The 13,620-nt window shown below is 71.6% G+C and carries 16 protein-coding genes; 9 read left to right on the top strand and 7 right to left on the bottom strand.

Annotated features, from left to right (window positions below):
* Nucleotides 1-15: 15 nt before the first annotated feature.
* From FHS23_RS14065 to hemW, 4 genes are all read left to right on the top strand, one after another.
* Nucleotides 16-1,746 carry a carbon starvation CstA family protein gene (locus tag FHS23_RS14065; protein WP_183654679.1) on the top strand — a complete coding sequence of 577 codons (1,731 nt, stop codon included), beginning with the start codon at nucleotides 16-18 and terminating at the stop codon, nucleotides 1,744-1,746.
* Nucleotides 1,743-2,036 carry a cory-CC-star protein gene (locus FHS23_RS14060; protein ID WP_343053919.1) on the top strand — a complete coding sequence of 98 codons (294 nt, stop codon included), beginning with the start codon at nucleotides 1,743-1,745 and terminating at the stop codon, nucleotides 2,034-2,036. The genes FHS23_RS14065 and FHS23_RS14060 overlap by 4 nt, the downstream gene beginning before the upstream one ends.
* Nucleotides 2,027-3,007, top strand: a complete 981-nt coding sequence (locus tag FHS23_RS14055) for a TRC40/GET3/ArsA family transport-energizing ATPase (protein ID WP_183654676.1) — start codon at nucleotides 2,027-2,029, stop codon at nucleotides 3,005-3,007. Before FHS23_RS14060 ends, FHS23_RS14055 begins: the two co-directional genes overlap by 10 nt.
* A gap of 106 nt (nucleotides 3,008-3,113) precedes the next feature.
* Entirely contained in the window at nucleotides 3,114-4,307 is a 1,194-nt protein-coding gene (hemW, locus tag FHS23_RS14050) for a radical SAM family heme chaperone HemW (protein ID WP_183654674.1), read from the top strand.
* Between the two features lie 30 nt (nucleotides 4,308-4,337).
* On the opposite strand, the gene FHS23_RS14045 is transcribed toward hemW, so the two are convergent.
* Nucleotides 4,338-5,510, bottom strand: a complete 1,173-nt coding sequence (locus FHS23_RS14045) for a saccharopine dehydrogenase family protein (protein ID WP_183654672.1) — start codon at nucleotides 5,508-5,510, stop codon at nucleotides 4,338-4,340.
* Between the two features lie 146 nt (nucleotides 5,511-5,656).
* Between FHS23_RS14045 and FHS23_RS14040 the strand changes: the two genes are divergently transcribed.
* The 3 genes from FHS23_RS14040 to FHS23_RS14030 all read left to right on the top strand — a co-directional run bounded on the left by FHS23_RS14040 (nucleotide 5,657) and on the right by FHS23_RS14030 (nucleotide 7,346).
* Nucleotides 5,657-5,869, top strand: coding sequence for a hypothetical protein (locus FHS23_RS14040; protein ID WP_183654669.1), 213 nt, complete (start codon nucleotides 5,657-5,659; stop codon nucleotides 5,867-5,869).
* Nucleotides 5,870-5,941: 72 nt separating this feature from the next.
* Nucleotides 5,942-6,259 (top strand): WhiB family transcriptional regulator, encoded by a 318-nt coding sequence (locus tag FHS23_RS14035; protein WP_183654667.1) that lies wholly within the window; start codon nucleotides 5,942-5,944, stop codon nucleotides 6,257-6,259.
* 106 nt (nucleotides 6,260-6,365) lie between these two features.
* Nucleotides 6,366-7,346, top strand: coding sequence for a TIGR03557 family F420-dependent LLM class oxidoreductase (locus tag FHS23_RS14030; protein ID WP_183654665.1), 981 nt, complete (start codon nucleotides 6,366-6,368; stop codon nucleotides 7,344-7,346).
* 3 nt (nucleotides 7,347-7,349) lie between these two features.
* On the opposite strand, the gene FHS23_RS14025 is transcribed toward FHS23_RS14030, so the two are convergent.
* The 4 genes from FHS23_RS14025 to FHS23_RS14010 form a co-directional block, all read right to left on the bottom strand.
* Entirely contained in the window at nucleotides 7,350-7,658 is a 309-nt protein-coding gene (locus FHS23_RS14025; protein WP_183654663.1) for a DUF202 domain-containing protein, read from the bottom strand.
* Nucleotides 7,655-7,975, bottom strand: a complete 321-nt coding sequence (locus FHS23_RS14020; protein ID WP_343054000.1) for a YidH family protein — start codon at nucleotides 7,973-7,975, stop codon at nucleotides 7,655-7,657. The genes FHS23_RS14025 and FHS23_RS14020 overlap by 4 nt, the downstream gene beginning before the upstream one ends.
* Before the next feature lie 83 nt (nucleotides 7,976-8,058).
* Complete coding sequence (locus FHS23_RS14015) at nucleotides 8,059-8,541, bottom strand: GtrA family protein (protein WP_183654658.1); 483 nt, start codon at nucleotides 8,539-8,541, stop codon at nucleotides 8,059-8,061.
* A gap of 157 nt (nucleotides 8,542-8,698) precedes the next feature.
* Nucleotides 8,699-9,211 carry an STAS domain-containing protein gene (locus tag FHS23_RS14010; protein ID WP_343053917.1) on the bottom strand — a complete coding sequence of 171 codons (513 nt, stop codon included), beginning with the start codon at nucleotides 9,209-9,211 and terminating at the stop codon, nucleotides 8,699-8,701.
* Nucleotides 9,212-9,788: 577 nt separating this feature from the next.
* On the opposite strand from FHS23_RS14010, the gene FHS23_RS14005 reads away from it, so the two are divergent.
* Both FHS23_RS14005 and FHS23_RS14000 read left to right on the top strand, forming a co-directional pair.
* Nucleotides 9,789-10,091 (top strand): iron-sulfur cluster biosynthesis family protein, encoded by a 303-nt coding sequence (locus FHS23_RS14005; RefSeq protein ID WP_183654643.1) that lies wholly within the window; start codon nucleotides 9,789-9,791, stop codon nucleotides 10,089-10,091.
* A 131-nt stretch (nucleotides 10,092-10,222) separates the two neighbouring features.
* A complete protein-coding gene (locus tag FHS23_RS14000) occupies nucleotides 10,223-11,407 on the top strand; it encodes a zinc-dependent alcohol dehydrogenase (protein ID WP_183654640.1) in 1,185 nt (394 codons plus the stop codon).
* 60 nt (nucleotides 11,408-11,467) lie between these two features.
* On the opposite strand, the gene FHS23_RS13995 is transcribed toward FHS23_RS14000, so the two are convergent.
* Nucleotides 11,468-12,583: a glycerate kinase gene (locus FHS23_RS13995; RefSeq protein WP_343053916.1), complete on the bottom strand. Its 1,116-nt coding sequence runs from the start codon at nucleotides 12,581-12,583 to the stop codon at nucleotides 11,468-11,470.
* Nucleotides 12,584-12,594: 11 nt separating this feature from the next.
* Nucleotides 12,595-13,569, bottom strand: a complete 975-nt coding sequence (locus FHS23_RS13990; RefSeq protein WP_183654637.1) for a 2-hydroxyacid dehydrogenase — start codon at nucleotides 13,567-13,569, stop codon at nucleotides 12,595-12,597.
* Between the last annotated feature and the right edge of the window lie 51 nt (nucleotides 13,570-13,620).

The raw sequence follows: 13,620 nt of genomic DNA, 5'->3' as shown, positions 1-13,620 counted from the left end.
CGGGAAGGAACGTCCATGCCGGCCATCGTGATGGTCCTGATCGTCGGGGTGTTGTTCTACCTCGGCTACCGCTACTACTCGGGGTACCTGGCGCGTCGGGTGTACGCACTCGACGACGACCGGCCGACACCCGCGCACACGATGCGGGACGGTGTGGACTTCATCCCCACGAACCGGCACGTCCTCTTCGGACACCACTTCACGTCCGTCGCAGGCGCCGCGCCGATCGTGGGCCCCGCCATCGCGGTGTTCTGGGGCTGGGGTCCGGCGCTGATCTGGGTCGTGGCGGGCACGATCTTCGCGGCGGGTGTGCACGACTTCGGTGCGATCGTGGTCTCGGTGCGGCACAAGGCGCAGAGCATCGGCACGCTCACGCGCGAGGTGGTGGGCACCCGCGCCCGGGTGCTGTTCCTCCTGATCATCTTCTTCCTGCTGACACTCGTGAACGCCGTGTTCGCCGTGGTGATCGGGAACCTGTTCGTGGCCAACCCCGAGGCCGTGCTGCCGATCCTGCTGGAGATCCCGCTGGCCATCGGCATCGGCCAGTACATCTACCGCACGCGCAGTGCCGCGCTGGTCCCGTCGCTCGTCGGCGTCGTCGTGCTGTACGTGACGATCCTGCTCGGCCAGGCGCTGCCCATCTCGCTGGCGGGCATCGCCGCCGAGGACGGCCTGTTCACCGAGCGCAACATCTGGGTCGTGCTGCTGTTCGTCTACACCTTCATCGCCTCGCGCATCCCGGTGTGGGTGCTGCTGCAGCCGCGCGACTACATCAACTCCCACCAGCTGTTCATCGCGCTGGGCGTGATCGGCCTCGGCGTGCTCGTCGGCTGGGACACGATCGTGGCTCCCGTGGTCAACGACCAGGCCCCCGCCGATTCGCCGAGCTGGTTCCCGCTGCTGTTCGTCACCATCGCGTGCGGCGCGATCTCCGGGTTCCACAGCCTCGTCTCGTCGGGTACGACGTCGAAGCAGCTCGACAAGGAGAGCGACGCCCGGTACGTCGGCTACTTCGGTGCGGTCGGCGAGGGGTCGCTGGCGCTCGGGTCGATCCTCGCGTGCACCGCGGGCATCGTGGCCACCACCGCCGACTGGCACGCCGCGTACTCCGACTTCGCCACCGCCTCGGACGGCGCGACGTCGAACTTCGTCAACGGCGTCGGGCACTTCGCGGCCAACCTCGGCGTGCCCGAGGCGACGGCCGTCGTGTTCGCCGCCGTGGTCGTCATCAGCTTCGCCGCGACCACGATGGACACCGGCGTGCGCCTGCAGCGCTACATCGTGCAGGAGATCGCCGAGATCGTCCGTATCCGACCGGTGTCGCGCAGCCTGACGCTGTCGGGGCTGATCGCCGTGCTGATCCCCCTCGTGCTGGCGTTGCTGCCCGGCGGCGGCGATGCGGGCTACACCTTCGGCGTGCTGTGGCAGCTGTTCGGCACCACGAACCAGCTCACCGCGGGCCTGGCCCTGTCGGTGATCGCGGTCTGGGTCACCAAGAACCGGCGCAACCCGATCGCGGTGCTGGTGCCGCTGGTGTTCCTCGTCGTGATGACGACGTGGGCGCTCATCGACAACCTCATCACGTTCGTCGCCGAGAGCGAATGGGTGCTCGCGCCGCTCGACGCGATCATCTTCGTGCTCGCCGTGTGGCTCATCGTCGAGGCCGCACTCGCACTGCGCCGGGCGCGAGGTGTCGCCCGGGACGACGCGGGCGATCCGCAACCGACGGAGCTGACCGAACGGTGACCGCGGGCGGGGGACTGCGGCGGCTCGGCGACCGGCTGGTCCGGTACTGGCGCCGGTTCGAACGCGGTCACGAGCTGCTGCTCGTCTCCCGCTGGCGGCAGGGACTGCGCAGGGAGGCCCGTCGCAGGGACGACACCCTCCGGACGCTGCTGCTGCTCGAATCGCTGGGTGTCGACAATCCGGTCGCCTACGAGACGCTGGACGCCGTGCCGTACCTCGTTGCGGACTTCCACGAGTGGCACCGGCGCATGGGACGGGACGAGTTCGGCGACGCCGGGGTGTGCTGTTGATCCGGTTCTTCGGCGGCAAGGGCGGAGTCGGCAAGACGACGCTCGCCGCGGCGTTCGCCGTCCGGCAGGCCCGGCGCGGTGTGCGCACACTCGTCGTGTCGACCGACCCGGCGCACTCGCTGGGCGACGTGCTCGGCGCGACGCTGTCGGACGAACCGCGACCGGCCGGCGAGTCCCTGCTGGCCGCGGAGATCAGCGGGGAGCGACAGGCGGGCAGGCGGGTGGCCGAGGTGCTCGAGGACGCCCGGCACGCGGTGCCGCGCGAGGTGCTGCCCGCCGTGGAGCGACACCTGCGCCGCGCGGTCGAGAGCCCGGGGACCGTCGAGTCGGCGTTGCTGGACCGGCTCACCGACCTCGTCGAACGCACCGGAAAGGACTGGGACCTGCTGGTCGTCGACAGCGCCCCGACCGGGCACATGCTGCGGTTGCTCAGCCTGCCGGAGCTGCTCACCCCGTGGATCGAAGGTCTGGCGCACAACCGGAAGCAGGCACGCGACGTCGACCGGTTCGCCGACGGACTGCTCGGCCAGGCCGGTGCGCAGCGCGACCCGCTGCTGGAACGACTGCAGTCCCGCAGGCAGCGGCTCGAGGCGCTGCAGGCCCGGCTGCGTGCCGACGCCCGGGTGCACCTCGTGCTCGTGCCGGAACGACTGCCGCTGGCCGAGACCGAACGGGCCGCCGACCAGCTCACCGAGGCCGGCGTGCCGCTCGCGGCCGTGCTGGTGAACCGGGTCGCCTCCGGTGAGGAGTCCGGGGTGCTGGCCCGTCGCCGGGACCAGGAGCACACCGTGCTGGCCCGCGTGCGGGAACGGTTCGGCGGCGACGGGGCGAGCGGTGTGCTGACCGTGCCGCTGCTGCCCGGCGACCTGACCGGCGCGGCCGGCCTCGACGAGGCGGGCGCGTGGCTGCAACCCCTGGACCCGCAACCTGCGGACCCGCAACCCCTGGACCCGCCACCCGCGGACTCGTAGGCCGTGGACCCGTAGCTGCCGATCCTTTCCGCGGAGTGGGGCCGCTGCGCAGCGACGAGGGCCGGTGCCGCACGGCCGCCGCTCCGCCGGTGGGACACTGGAGGGCGTGAGCACCCCGGACGATCTTCACCTGCCCGACACGGCCCTGCAGGGGCTCGGCACGAGGCCGTTCGGCGTGTACGTGCACGTGCCGTTCTGCGCGACCCGGTGCGGCTACTGCGACTTCAACACCTACACGGCGGGCGAACTCGGTTCCGGTGCGGCGCCTGAGGACTGGCTCGACGGCCTGCGGAGGGAACTGGACCTGGCCGCGCAGCGGCTGGGGACGCCTCCCGCCGCGGACACGGTGTTCGTCGGCGGCGGCACGCCGTCGCTGCTGGGTCCCGACGGGCTGGCGGCGGTGCTGGACGCCGTGCGGCAATCCTTCGGTCTCGCCACCGACGCGGAAGTCACGACCGAGTCCAATCCGGAGTCGACGTCGCCGGAACTGTTCGCCGGGATCCGTGGTGCCGGGTACACGCGGGTGTCGCTCGGCATGCAGTCGGTCGCGCCGCACGTGCTGCGGGTGCTCGACCGCACGCACACCCCGGGACGTCCCGTCGAGGCCGCGGCGGAAGCGCGTGCCGCCGGGTTCGACCACGTCAATCTGGACCTCATCTACGGCACGCCCGGTGAGCGCACCGAGGACCTGCAGGCCTCGCTCGACGCCGTGCTGGAGGCGGGCGTGGACCACGTGTCCGCCTACGCGTTGATCGTCGAGGACGGCACCGCGCTCGCACGGCGTGTCCGCAAGGGCGAGATCCCGACGCCCGACGACGACGTGCTGGCCGCCGACTACGAACTGCTCGACGCGATGCTCGAGAAGGCGGGCCTGCGCTGGTACGAGGTGTCCAATTGGGCTGCCTCCGACGAGGCGCGCTGCCGGCACAACCTCGGCTACTGGCTGGGCGGCGACTGGTGGGGCGCGGGTCCCGGGGCCCACTCGCACCTCGGCGGTGTGCGGTGGTGGAACGTCAAGCACCCGGCGCGCTACACGGCCACGCTCGCCGAGGGGGCGCTGCCAGTCGGCGGACAGGAGGCGTTGACGGCCGAGGACCGGCACCTCGAGCGCGTCATGCTCGAACTCCGTCTCGCCGAGGGGCTTCCGCTCGACGCGCTGGACGACGGCGGCGCACGCGAGGCCCGGCGCGCCGCCGCCGACGGGTTGCTGTCCACACGCGACCTCGACGGCGGCCGGGCGGTGCTCACCGACCGCGGCCGGCTCCTCGCCGACGCCGTCGTCCGCCGACTCGTCACCTGAGGCTCACCCGCGAGCGGGCCTGCGCGACCCTCACTCGTCGAGGACGCGGATGCGCAGGCCCGCGTTCTGCAGCCGCGCGACGAGCGAGTCGCCCATCGCGACGGCGGTCGTGACCTGGCCCGCTGTCTGGGGGAGGTCGTCGAACGCCAGGCACATCGCCGATTCGGACATCATCTTCGCGGTCTCGTCGTAGCCGGGGTCGCCGCCCGCGAACTCGGTGACGACGCGCTGCCCGGCCGACTCGCCGGTGAACCGCACCTGGAACCACGACCGTGCCCGCCGCTGCGCGCTCGGCCCGTCACCCGGCTTGCGGACCTTGCCCAGTGCGTTCCGGACGGGCGGGATCTGCGCCGCGACCGCCAGCACGCCCAGGCCCGCGCCGGTCGCGACGAGCGTGGTCAGTCGCTTCATCGCCGCGGCCTGCCGGTAGGTGAACGAGGTGCCGTACCGCGGTAGTGCGGCGGCCGAGCGGGCCACGATCTGCGGGTCGAGTGTGGGCATCGGCACGAGCCACCGGCCGGTCTCGGCGTCCCGCGTGGGCGGTCCGGAGGGAGTGCGGATCTTCCTGTCGGCGGGCCGAGGGTCGGCGGCTCGGCGGCGCTTGGCGACCGCCGTCATCTGCCGGGCGCGCGAGAACGCGGTCAGGGCGGACGAGAACGTGCCGCCCGAGAACTCGGCGTTGGCGCGGATCTGGGCGTCCACCGTGATCTGCCCGTCCGCGGGCAACTGTCCGACCGTGAAGTAGGCGCCCAGGTCGTACGGGATCGAGTCCAGCCCGCACGCGTGGACCAGGCGGGCACCGGTGCGCCGGGCGGTCTCGTGGTGGGCGAGGTACATGCGGTCGACGAACTCGGGCTCACCGGAGAGGTCGACGTAGTCGGTGCCCGCCTCGGCGCACGCCGCGACGAGCGGTTCGCCGTACTGCAGGTACGGGCCGACGGTCGTGACGACCACCCGGGCCGATTCGGCGACGGTGCGCAGGGAGGCGGGATCGGTGACGTCGGCCTGCAGCAACGGGACGGCGGCGCAGGCGGGGTCGATGCCGGCGAGCCGCTCGCGTACGGCCTCCAGCTTGGCGGTGTTACGGCCCGCGAGCGCCCATCGGCAGCCCTCCGGTACGTGGGCGGCGAGGTATTCGGCGGTCAGTCCTCCGGTGAACCCCGTGGCGCCGAACACCACGATGTCGTACTGCCGTTCGCTCATGCCCATCCTCCGGCGTCGTCACTGCTGCGGTGTGGGCGGAGCGTACCGGAGGTATGTCCGATCGGGTCGTGCCCATGAACCGCGCCGGCGGATTCGGATGATCGAACCGTGATTGAACCGCGCGCAGGCGGGGTATCACGTCGATCATGACGGAGAACCACGATCTCGCGCCGGAACCGGACGTCGATGAGCAGCGGCGACCGGCCGTCGACGACATCGAACACGGCGAGTTCAGCGGCGACACCGAAGCCGGGTCCGAGCCCGGGCCGGCGGGGGTCTCCGTCCCGATGGACGCCGACCCCGCCGATGTCGCCGAGCAGGCGGCGCCGGTGGATCTCGACGACGACGAGTACCGCTGACGAAACGGCAGGTGTGAGCTCCGCACCCGCCGGGTACACCGCGCATCGCACATCTTCACGGAGGTGATCACCATGGCCGACACGTCCCGGCTGCCGACCCCGGTGGCTGAGATCTGGGAATGGCAGCGGCACGGCAACTGCCGCAATCTGGACAGCTCGGTGTTCTTCCATCCTGACGGCGAACGAGGGTTCGCGCGAGCCGACCGCGTGGCACGGGCGAAGGAGGTCTGTCGCACCTGCCCGGTGATCGTCCAATGTCGACACCACGCCTTGACCGTGCAGGAGCCGTTCGGGGTGTGGGGAGGCCTCGACGAGACCGAGCGGCGTGAGGCGATCGCCCGCCGCAAGCGGATCGGTGTCGAAACCGAACCCGAGCCCGCGTTGCACTGACATCCGCGCCCGACCAGTCGCCGACGCGCCGGCAGTCGCCCGGTGCGGGCACCGAACGTTGTGACGACGACAGGCCGGCGGTGGCCGCCGGCCATAGGGGAGACGCGTGCGTTTCGGCTATACGTTGCTGACCGAACAGGCCGGTCCGCGCCGGCTCGTCGCCGATGCGGCGCGAGCGGAACGGGCCGGCTTCGAGTTCGAGGTGATGAGCGATCATTTCTCGCCGTGGCTGGACGAGCAGGGGCACGCGCCGTATGCGTGGTCGGTGCTCGGTGCGGTCGCGGAGGTCACCGGCGACGTCGAACTGATGTCGTTCGTGACCTGCCCGACCATGCGCTATCACCCGGCGGTGGTGGCCCAGCAGGCGGCGACCGTGCAGGAGCTGTCGAGCGGACGGTTCCTGCTCGGCCTCGGAGCGGGCGAGAACCTCAACGAGCATGTGATCGGCCGGGGCTGGCCCCCGGTGAACGTGCGGCACGACATGCTGGGCGAGGCGCTGCAGATCATCAACGGTCTGTTCGACGGCGGGTACACCAACCATGACGGGGAGCATTTCCGGGTCGACTCGGCGAAGCTGTGGGACCTGCCGCAGCAGCGGGTGCCGATCGGGGTCGCGGTGTCGGGCGACCAGTCGGTCGATCGGTTCGCGGCGGCATCGGAGGCGATGATCGCGGTGGAACCGGCAGGGGGACTGTGCCGCCGGTGGGACGAGGTGCGTGCTCAGCTCGGGCTGGGTTCGTCCCGGAAGGTCGGCCAGCTTCCGGTGTCGTGGGGGCGCGACACCGATGAGGCGGCTCGCCGGGCACGGGAGCAGTTCCGGTGGTTCGCGGGTGGCTGGAAGGTCAACGCCGAACTACCGAGTACGCAGGCGTTCGCGGCCGCGACACAGTACGTGCGCGAGGAGGACGTGGCCGCGGCGATCCCGTGCGGCGGGTCGGTGCAGGCGGTGGTCGACGCCGCTCGCCCCTTCCGGGAGGCCGGGTTCACCGACCTGGCGCTCGTGCAGGTCGGCGGCGACCACCAGGAGGAGTTCCTCGAGGCCGCCGAGTCCGAGTTGCTGCCGGAACTGCGGAAGCAGCTGGACTAGGGTTCAGTGGCCGCTTGAGAGGGTGGTGAGCAACGCCCCGAGGCTCGCCGCGGCCGTAGCCGTGACGAGGACGGTGGCTGTCGCGGCCAGCACGGGTGACAGCGGGGCGGTGCTGCGGCGCAGCCGCCGGCCCCGCCCCGCTCCCGCAGCGGCGAGGACGACCGTCGTGACGATCGAGATCGGCGCGGCGACTAGCGGCGCGGCGTGACCCGTGGTGGCCGCCGCGTGCAGCAGCAGGCCGCTGCACGCGGCCGAGGCCAGCGCGGTGCGCTGCCACGCGAGTCCGGTGCGTTCCGGCTGGCCTTCGCTCACGCCGTGACCACCAGCACGAATGCGACCGCCGTGATCGCGGCGATGCCCCCGCCGAGGGTGGCCAGCAGGATGTTGCGGGGGAGCGGACCGCCCCGGGCCATCGCCCGCTGCACCGCCCGCCACCGTGGGTACGAGGCCGTCGCGATCACCAGCGCCAGACCCACGCACAGTGCCGCCAGCAGGGTGCGCGGTCCTTCGGAGGCCAGGCCCGGCACGAGCTGCTGGATCGCGACACCCCCGGCGACCAGGCCGAGTGCGGTGCGCAGCCACGCGAGGAACGTGCGTTCGTTGGCCAGCGTGAACCGGTAGTCGGTGATCGGTCCGGTGCCGCCGTCGCCCTCGTCGGGCGTGCGGCCCTCTCCCCGGGTGTCGGCGTCCTCGGGTGGTGGGTTCCGTGTGGTCACCGGGCCGCCCCGGCGTCCCGGCTCCAGACGAACACCCACGAGCGCAGCACCAGGAAGCGCAGGATGCCGCCGACCGTGCTGGTCGCGACCAGCACGGTCGTCTCGGTCATCGGTGACGGGTCGTCGGCCAGCAGATGCAGCAGGCCGAGGGCCGCCGTGCCGGCGCACGCGTAGAACAGGAACGTGCCGACGGACTGCAGATGGCGGCGCGCCCGCGGACCGGTGACGTCACCGAAGGTGATCCGCCGGTGGAACTCGGTGTTGAGCATCGTCGTGACGCCGATGGCGACGGGATTGGCCGCCGCGGGAGTCAGCGGATCGCGCAGCAGCAGGAACAGCAGGGCCTGCAATCCGGTGCTGATCGCTCCGCCCAGCACGTACAGCGGCACATGCCGGACGAGCTCCGGCAGATGCGCGGTGCCCGTCCGGACGGCGGGCTCCGGCGCCGTCGTGCGCGTCCGGCCCCGTACACAGCTCATGCCCCGCACGATACGTCGTGTCCTTGCCGGTCACGCCCTCAGCCGGGGTCGGTCGCCACGACGGACCCCGGCTGAGGGCGAGGCAGGCCGTGGGCGAACGTCCGCCCGGGTGCGACCCGAGTCCGCGGGCCGCACCCGCGCGGACGCGGCAGCCCGGTCACGACGACGTGGGCCGCTGCGACGGGTGGACGGCGAGAACCGCCGAGTCGAGGTCCGGATGCACCGGGATCTGCTCGGCGAGACCGGTGGCCTCCAGCGGGCGCAGCACTACCCGGGTACCCGCGACGATCGCCCAGTTCAAGCTCGAGCCCGCGGCCTGCTCGGACAGCTCGGCGAGTACCGAGAGCCCGGCCGAACCGAGGAACTCGACGCCGTCCAGGTCGAGCACCAGTCGTGCCGGAGCACTCAGCTCCTCGTGGATCCACTTGCGCAGGTCCGGTGCGGACATCAGGTCGACCTCGCCGGCGACGCGGACGTGCACCACGCCGTCGGGGCGACGTTCGGCGTCGATGCGCATACCGGAGGTGCCGACGGTGTCCACGGGCCCGGTGGGCTCCTGCGGCTTGGTCGCCGGGGTGAGCGCCGGCCCGAACGCGGGGTCGCTGACCCCGGCCGGGTCGTTGCTGCGGTCGGTAGGCGAGCCGCTGTCGTGGGAGTGGCTGGGTAGCACTGCGGTATCCCTCCGTCGAATCGGCGAGCGCGGGACGTGTGCGGATATCTCGGTGCTGCGGATCTACCCGGACGGAAAATCTGCGCCCGTCCTGCCTTTCCCACCGTAGGAACATCTGCGTGGGCTTTCAACTGCGGATGGGTGCCTCATGTGTGACGTTCCCCGTGGGGCTCGTGCGTTTAGTGAGATCGGCCCCGGGTACCCACGCCGCGGGACGGAAGAGTTCCTGTGCGCCACTTTCGGAAAGTGCTCGGGATGCGGCCGTCCGTGGGGCGGCGAACTCGGACTCCGCCGCCTCCCGGGCCTGCCCCGGGAGGCGGTTCGTCCTGACGCCGTAAGGGTTTTCGGTGGGCACGGCACTCGGCTCGATGCGACGTGGACACGGCGGCGAGTGCGGCGCGGATCGTCCGGCTGTCGCAGCGGGAAAGACGTCCGAATTCAGCGGTGCTACCGATTTCGTGGAATTTCCTGAGGAGTCGGTCAGCGAGCCGAAATGGGCGTGCCGGTAGGGCGCCCGGTGTGGGCGACGTTTACGGTGGGAATGGCAGCCCCAAGCAACCGAAGGGAAATAGCGACCATGCTTGCGATGACTGACGCTGCCGTGGAGGCGATCAGCGCGCTGACCGCCCAGGACGGTCAGGATGCCGCCGGTCTCCGGTTCGCGGTCCGGGAGGAGACGGAAGAGGGCGCTCAGCTCGCGCTTTCGGTCGCTCCGGGGCCCGAGGAGGGCGACCAGGTGCTGGGTACCGAGAGCGGTGCGCGGGTCTTCCTCGAGGAGAAGGCGTCGTCGTTCCTCGACGACAAGGTGCTGGACGTCCAGCAGGACGAACAGGGCCAGCTGAACTTCGCGGTGATGCAGCAGCCGGAAGGCGAAGGCTGACGCACCCGAAAACGGTCTTGCGGTGCCGGCGTCTCCCTCGGAGGCGCCGGCACCGGTGTGTTCGCACCCGGTGATCGCGGGTAGTCGCAGCCGACGGCACCGAGTCGACGAGCGACGGAGGGACATCCGCGATGAAGGCTGTGACCTGGCAGGGCAAGCGTGACGTTCGCGTGCAGGACGTTGCCGATCCGCGCATCGAGGAACCGACCGACGCGATCGTGGAGGTCACGTCCACGGCGATCTGCGGTTCGGATCTGCATCTCTACGAGGTGCTCGGCCCGTTCATGACCCCGGGTGACGTCCTCGGTCACGAAGCGATGGGCATCGTCAGGCAGACGGGTAACGCCGTTCCCGACCTGATCCCAGGGGACCGCGTCGTCGTACCGTTCAACATCGCGTGCGGCCAGTGCTACTACTGCTCACAGCAGCTCTACACGCAGTGCGAGCGGACCCGGGCGCCCGGGCAGGACAAGGGCGCCTCGCTGTTCGGCTACACGAAGCTCTACGGACAGGTGCCCGGCGGGCAGGCCGAGCTGCTGCGGGTGCCGCAGGCCCACTTCGGTCCCGTGAAGGTGCCTGAGACGGGGCCGGACGAACGTTTCCTGTTCCTGTCGGACGTCCTGCCGACGGCGTGGCAGGCCGTGGAGTACGCGGACGTGCCGGAGGGCGGCAGTTGCGTCGTGCTCGGCCTCGGGCCGATCGGCCAGCTGGCAGCCCGTATCGCCCGGCATCGCGGCGCGGGCACGGTGCTCGGGGTCGACCTGGTCGACGAGCGTTTGGCGATGGCGCAGCGGCACGGCATCGACACCCTCGACCTGCGCACCGTCAAGGACGTCGGTGTGGCCGTGCGTGACCGCACCGACGGCCGGGGCGCCGACTCGGTGATCGACGCGGTCGGCATGGAGGCCCACGGAGCGCCGGTGAGCACGGTCGTGCAGCAGCTCGCGACGTTGCTGCCGGATCGGCTGGCCGAGAAGGCGTTCACCACGGCCGGGATCGACCGGATGAGTGCGTTGTACACGGCCATCGACGCCGTGCGCCGCGGTGGCACGGTGTCACTCTCCGGCGTCTACGGCGGCATGGCCGATCCGATGCCGATGATGACGCTGTTCGACAAGCAGATCCAGCTGCGCATGGGTCAGGCCAACGTGCGGGCCTGGACCGACGACATCCTGCCGCTGCTGACCGGGGACGACGATCCGCTCGGCGTGGACGACCTCGTCACCCACCACGTCCCGCTCGACGAGGCATCCGACGCGTACGGCATGTTCCAGGCCAAGCGCGACGGTGCGATCAAGGTGGTGCTGCAGCCCTAGGTTCGCGCGCGGTCGAGGCGATCCCGTGTGGACCGCCGGGATGGTTCGCGGTTCCGTGCGTCACTGTCCGGTGTGGACGAGATCTGCGGCGTGGCGACGCAGCAGTGCGGCGGCATCGCGGACCGCGATCTCGACCGAGGGAGCGTGGTCGGCGATCGCGACCGCCGCCGTGATTCCGGCGTCGGCCAGGTCCTCGGCCGACAGTGCGACCCGGCCCGCGATCGCGGCGACCCGCGCGCCGTGACGCCGCGCGATGGCGGCGATGCCTGCGGGGGCCTTACCCGCGAGGCTCTGGGCGTCCAGCGATCCCTCACCGGTGATGACCAGGTCGGCACCGACGATCGCGTCGGCCACCCCGGTGAGTTCGACGACGAGGTCGAAACCCGACTCGGCGGTCGCTCCGAGCGCGGCCATCGCCCCGCCGGAGATCCCGCCGCCCGCACCCGCGCTCGTGCGGTCCGCGAAGCCGAGGGCCTGTGCCCAGCATTCGAGGTTGGCCTGCAGGGCAGCGACCTCCGCAGGACCCGCACCTTTCTGCGGGCCGAACACGGCCGCGGCGCCGTCGGTGCCGTGCAGCGGATTGGTCACGTCGGTCGCCACGCGCACCCGGGCATCGCCCAGCAGCGCGCGTGTCTCGGACAGGTCGACGGTGGCGACGTCGGCGAGTGCGCCGCCGCCGAGTCCCACTGGTCCGCCGTCGCCGTCGGTGAGCCGTGCGCCCAGGGCCTGCAGCATGCCGCTGCCGCCGTCGGTGCTCGCGGTGCCGCCCACGGTGAGCACGATCTGCCGGGCGCCCCGGCCGAGCGCGTCGGCGATCAGCTCGCCGACGCCGTACGTGTGCGCTCCGAGTGCCACGTCGGGTGACGGCGTGACGTGTTCGATCCCGCAGGCCCGTGCCGATTCGACGTATGCCGTGCCGTCGAGCATCACGTACCAGGCCTCGACCGGTTCGGACAGCGGACCGGACACGCGCAGGTCGACGCGGGTGCCGCCCGCCGCGATCAGCACGTCAAGGGTCCCTTCGCCGCCGTCGGCGACCGGGCACAGCGCGACGTCGGCGTCCGGCAGCACGTCCCGTACGCCCGCGCCGATGGCGTCGGCCGCCTCGACCGCGGTGAGACTGCCCTTGAACTTGTCGGGCGCGACGACCACACGTCGTGGGGCCGGTGCGGTCACGGCGTCACCTCTCACGGTGTCACCTCGGTGAGCGGAGGCTTGCCGGCCAGAACGGCGAGCACGTTGCGGGCGGCGAGGGTCGCCATGGCGGTTCGGGTCTCGACCGTCGCCGACCCCAGGTGCGGGGCGAGCGCGACGTTGTCGAGGTCGAGCAGGTCGGGGTGGACGTCGGGTTCGTTCTCGAAGACGTCGAGTCCGGCGCCCGCGATCGTGCCCTCGCGCAGGGCTGCGGCGAGTGCGGCCTCGTCGACCACCGGTCCGCGCGTGGTGTTGACGAGGAACGCCGTCGGTTTCATCGCCGCGAGCGCGTCGGCGTCGATCAGGTGCCGGGTCTCCGGGGTGAGCGGGCAGTGCAGCGACACGACGTCCGCGGTGGCCAGCAGCTCGTCCTGCGGCAGATACGTCGCGTCGAGGGCCGATTCGACCTCCGCGGGGGCGCGGCGCCGTCCCGTGTAGACGATCGACATGCCGAACGCCCGGGCACGTTCCGCCATCGCCCGGCCGATCTGCCCGAGTCCGACGATGCCGAGCGTCTTGCCCTGCAGTCCGGAGCCGAGCATGAAGCCGAGGTGGAAGGACCACGGCGTGCCCGCACGCAGCAGGCGCTCGCCTTCACCGAGCCTGCGCGTGACCGACAGCAGCAGGCCGAACGCGATGTCGGCGGTGGCGTCGGTCAGCACACCGGGCGTGTTGGTGACCGTGACGCCGCGCTCCGCGAGCGCGGGAACGTCGATGTTGTCGTAGCCGACCGCGACGTTCGCGACGACCTTCAGCTGCGGTCCGGCGGCGTCCGCGAAGTCCGCCCCTGCCTGCTCGCTGAGGGTGACCACGGCGGCGTCGGCTCCGGCGAGCCGCTCGTGCAGTTCCGCCGCGGGCAGCGCCCGGTCCGGCTCGGGAAGCCACACCTCACCGACCTCGCGCAGCAGCGCCACGGCGTCGTCGGGAATCCACCTGCTGACCACGATCCGTGGTCTCGTGCCGGTCATCGCATCGCTCCTTCGTCGCACGCGCCCACGGCACTCTATCGAGGAGCGACG

Source organism: Prauserella isguenensis (genome assembly GCF_014191605.1).
Taxonomy (GTDB): Bacteria; Actinomycetota; Actinomycetes; order Mycobacteriales; family Pseudonocardiaceae; genus Prauserella; species Prauserella isguenensis.
This window is presented reverse-complemented; position numbering and strand designations above follow the sequence as displayed.

Coding starts and splice junctions, on each gene's coding strand:
- FHS23_RS14065 (WP_183654679.1), top strand. CDS start 16: ATGCCGGCCATCGTGATGGTCCTGATCGTCGGGGTGTTGTTCTACCTC.
- FHS23_RS14015 (WP_183654658.1), bottom strand. CDS start 8,541: ATGAGCTGTGTACGGGGCCGGACGCGCACGACGGCGCCGGAGCCCGCC.
- FHS23_RS13990 (WP_183654637.1), bottom strand. CDS start 13,569: ATGACCGGCACGAGACCACGGATCGTGGTCAGCAGGTGGATTCCCGAC.
- FHS23_RS14035 (WP_183654667.1), top strand. CDS start 5,942: ATGGCCGACACGTCCCGGCTGCCGACCCCGGTGGCTGAGATCTGGGAA.
- FHS23_RS14005 (WP_183654643.1), top strand. CDS start 9,789: ATGCTTGCGATGACTGACGCTGCCGTGGAGGCGATCAGCGCGCTGACC.
- FHS23_RS14045 (WP_183654672.1), bottom strand. CDS start 5,510: ATGAGCGAACGGCAGTACGACATCGTGGTGTTCGGCGCCACGGGGTTC.
- FHS23_RS14000 (WP_183654640.1), top strand. CDS start 10,223: ATGAAGGCTGTGACCTGGCAGGGCAAGCGTGACGTTCGCGTGCAGGAC.
- FHS23_RS14040 (WP_183654669.1), top strand. CDS start 5,657: ATGACGGAGAACCACGATCTCGCGCCGGAACCGGACGTCGATGAGCAG.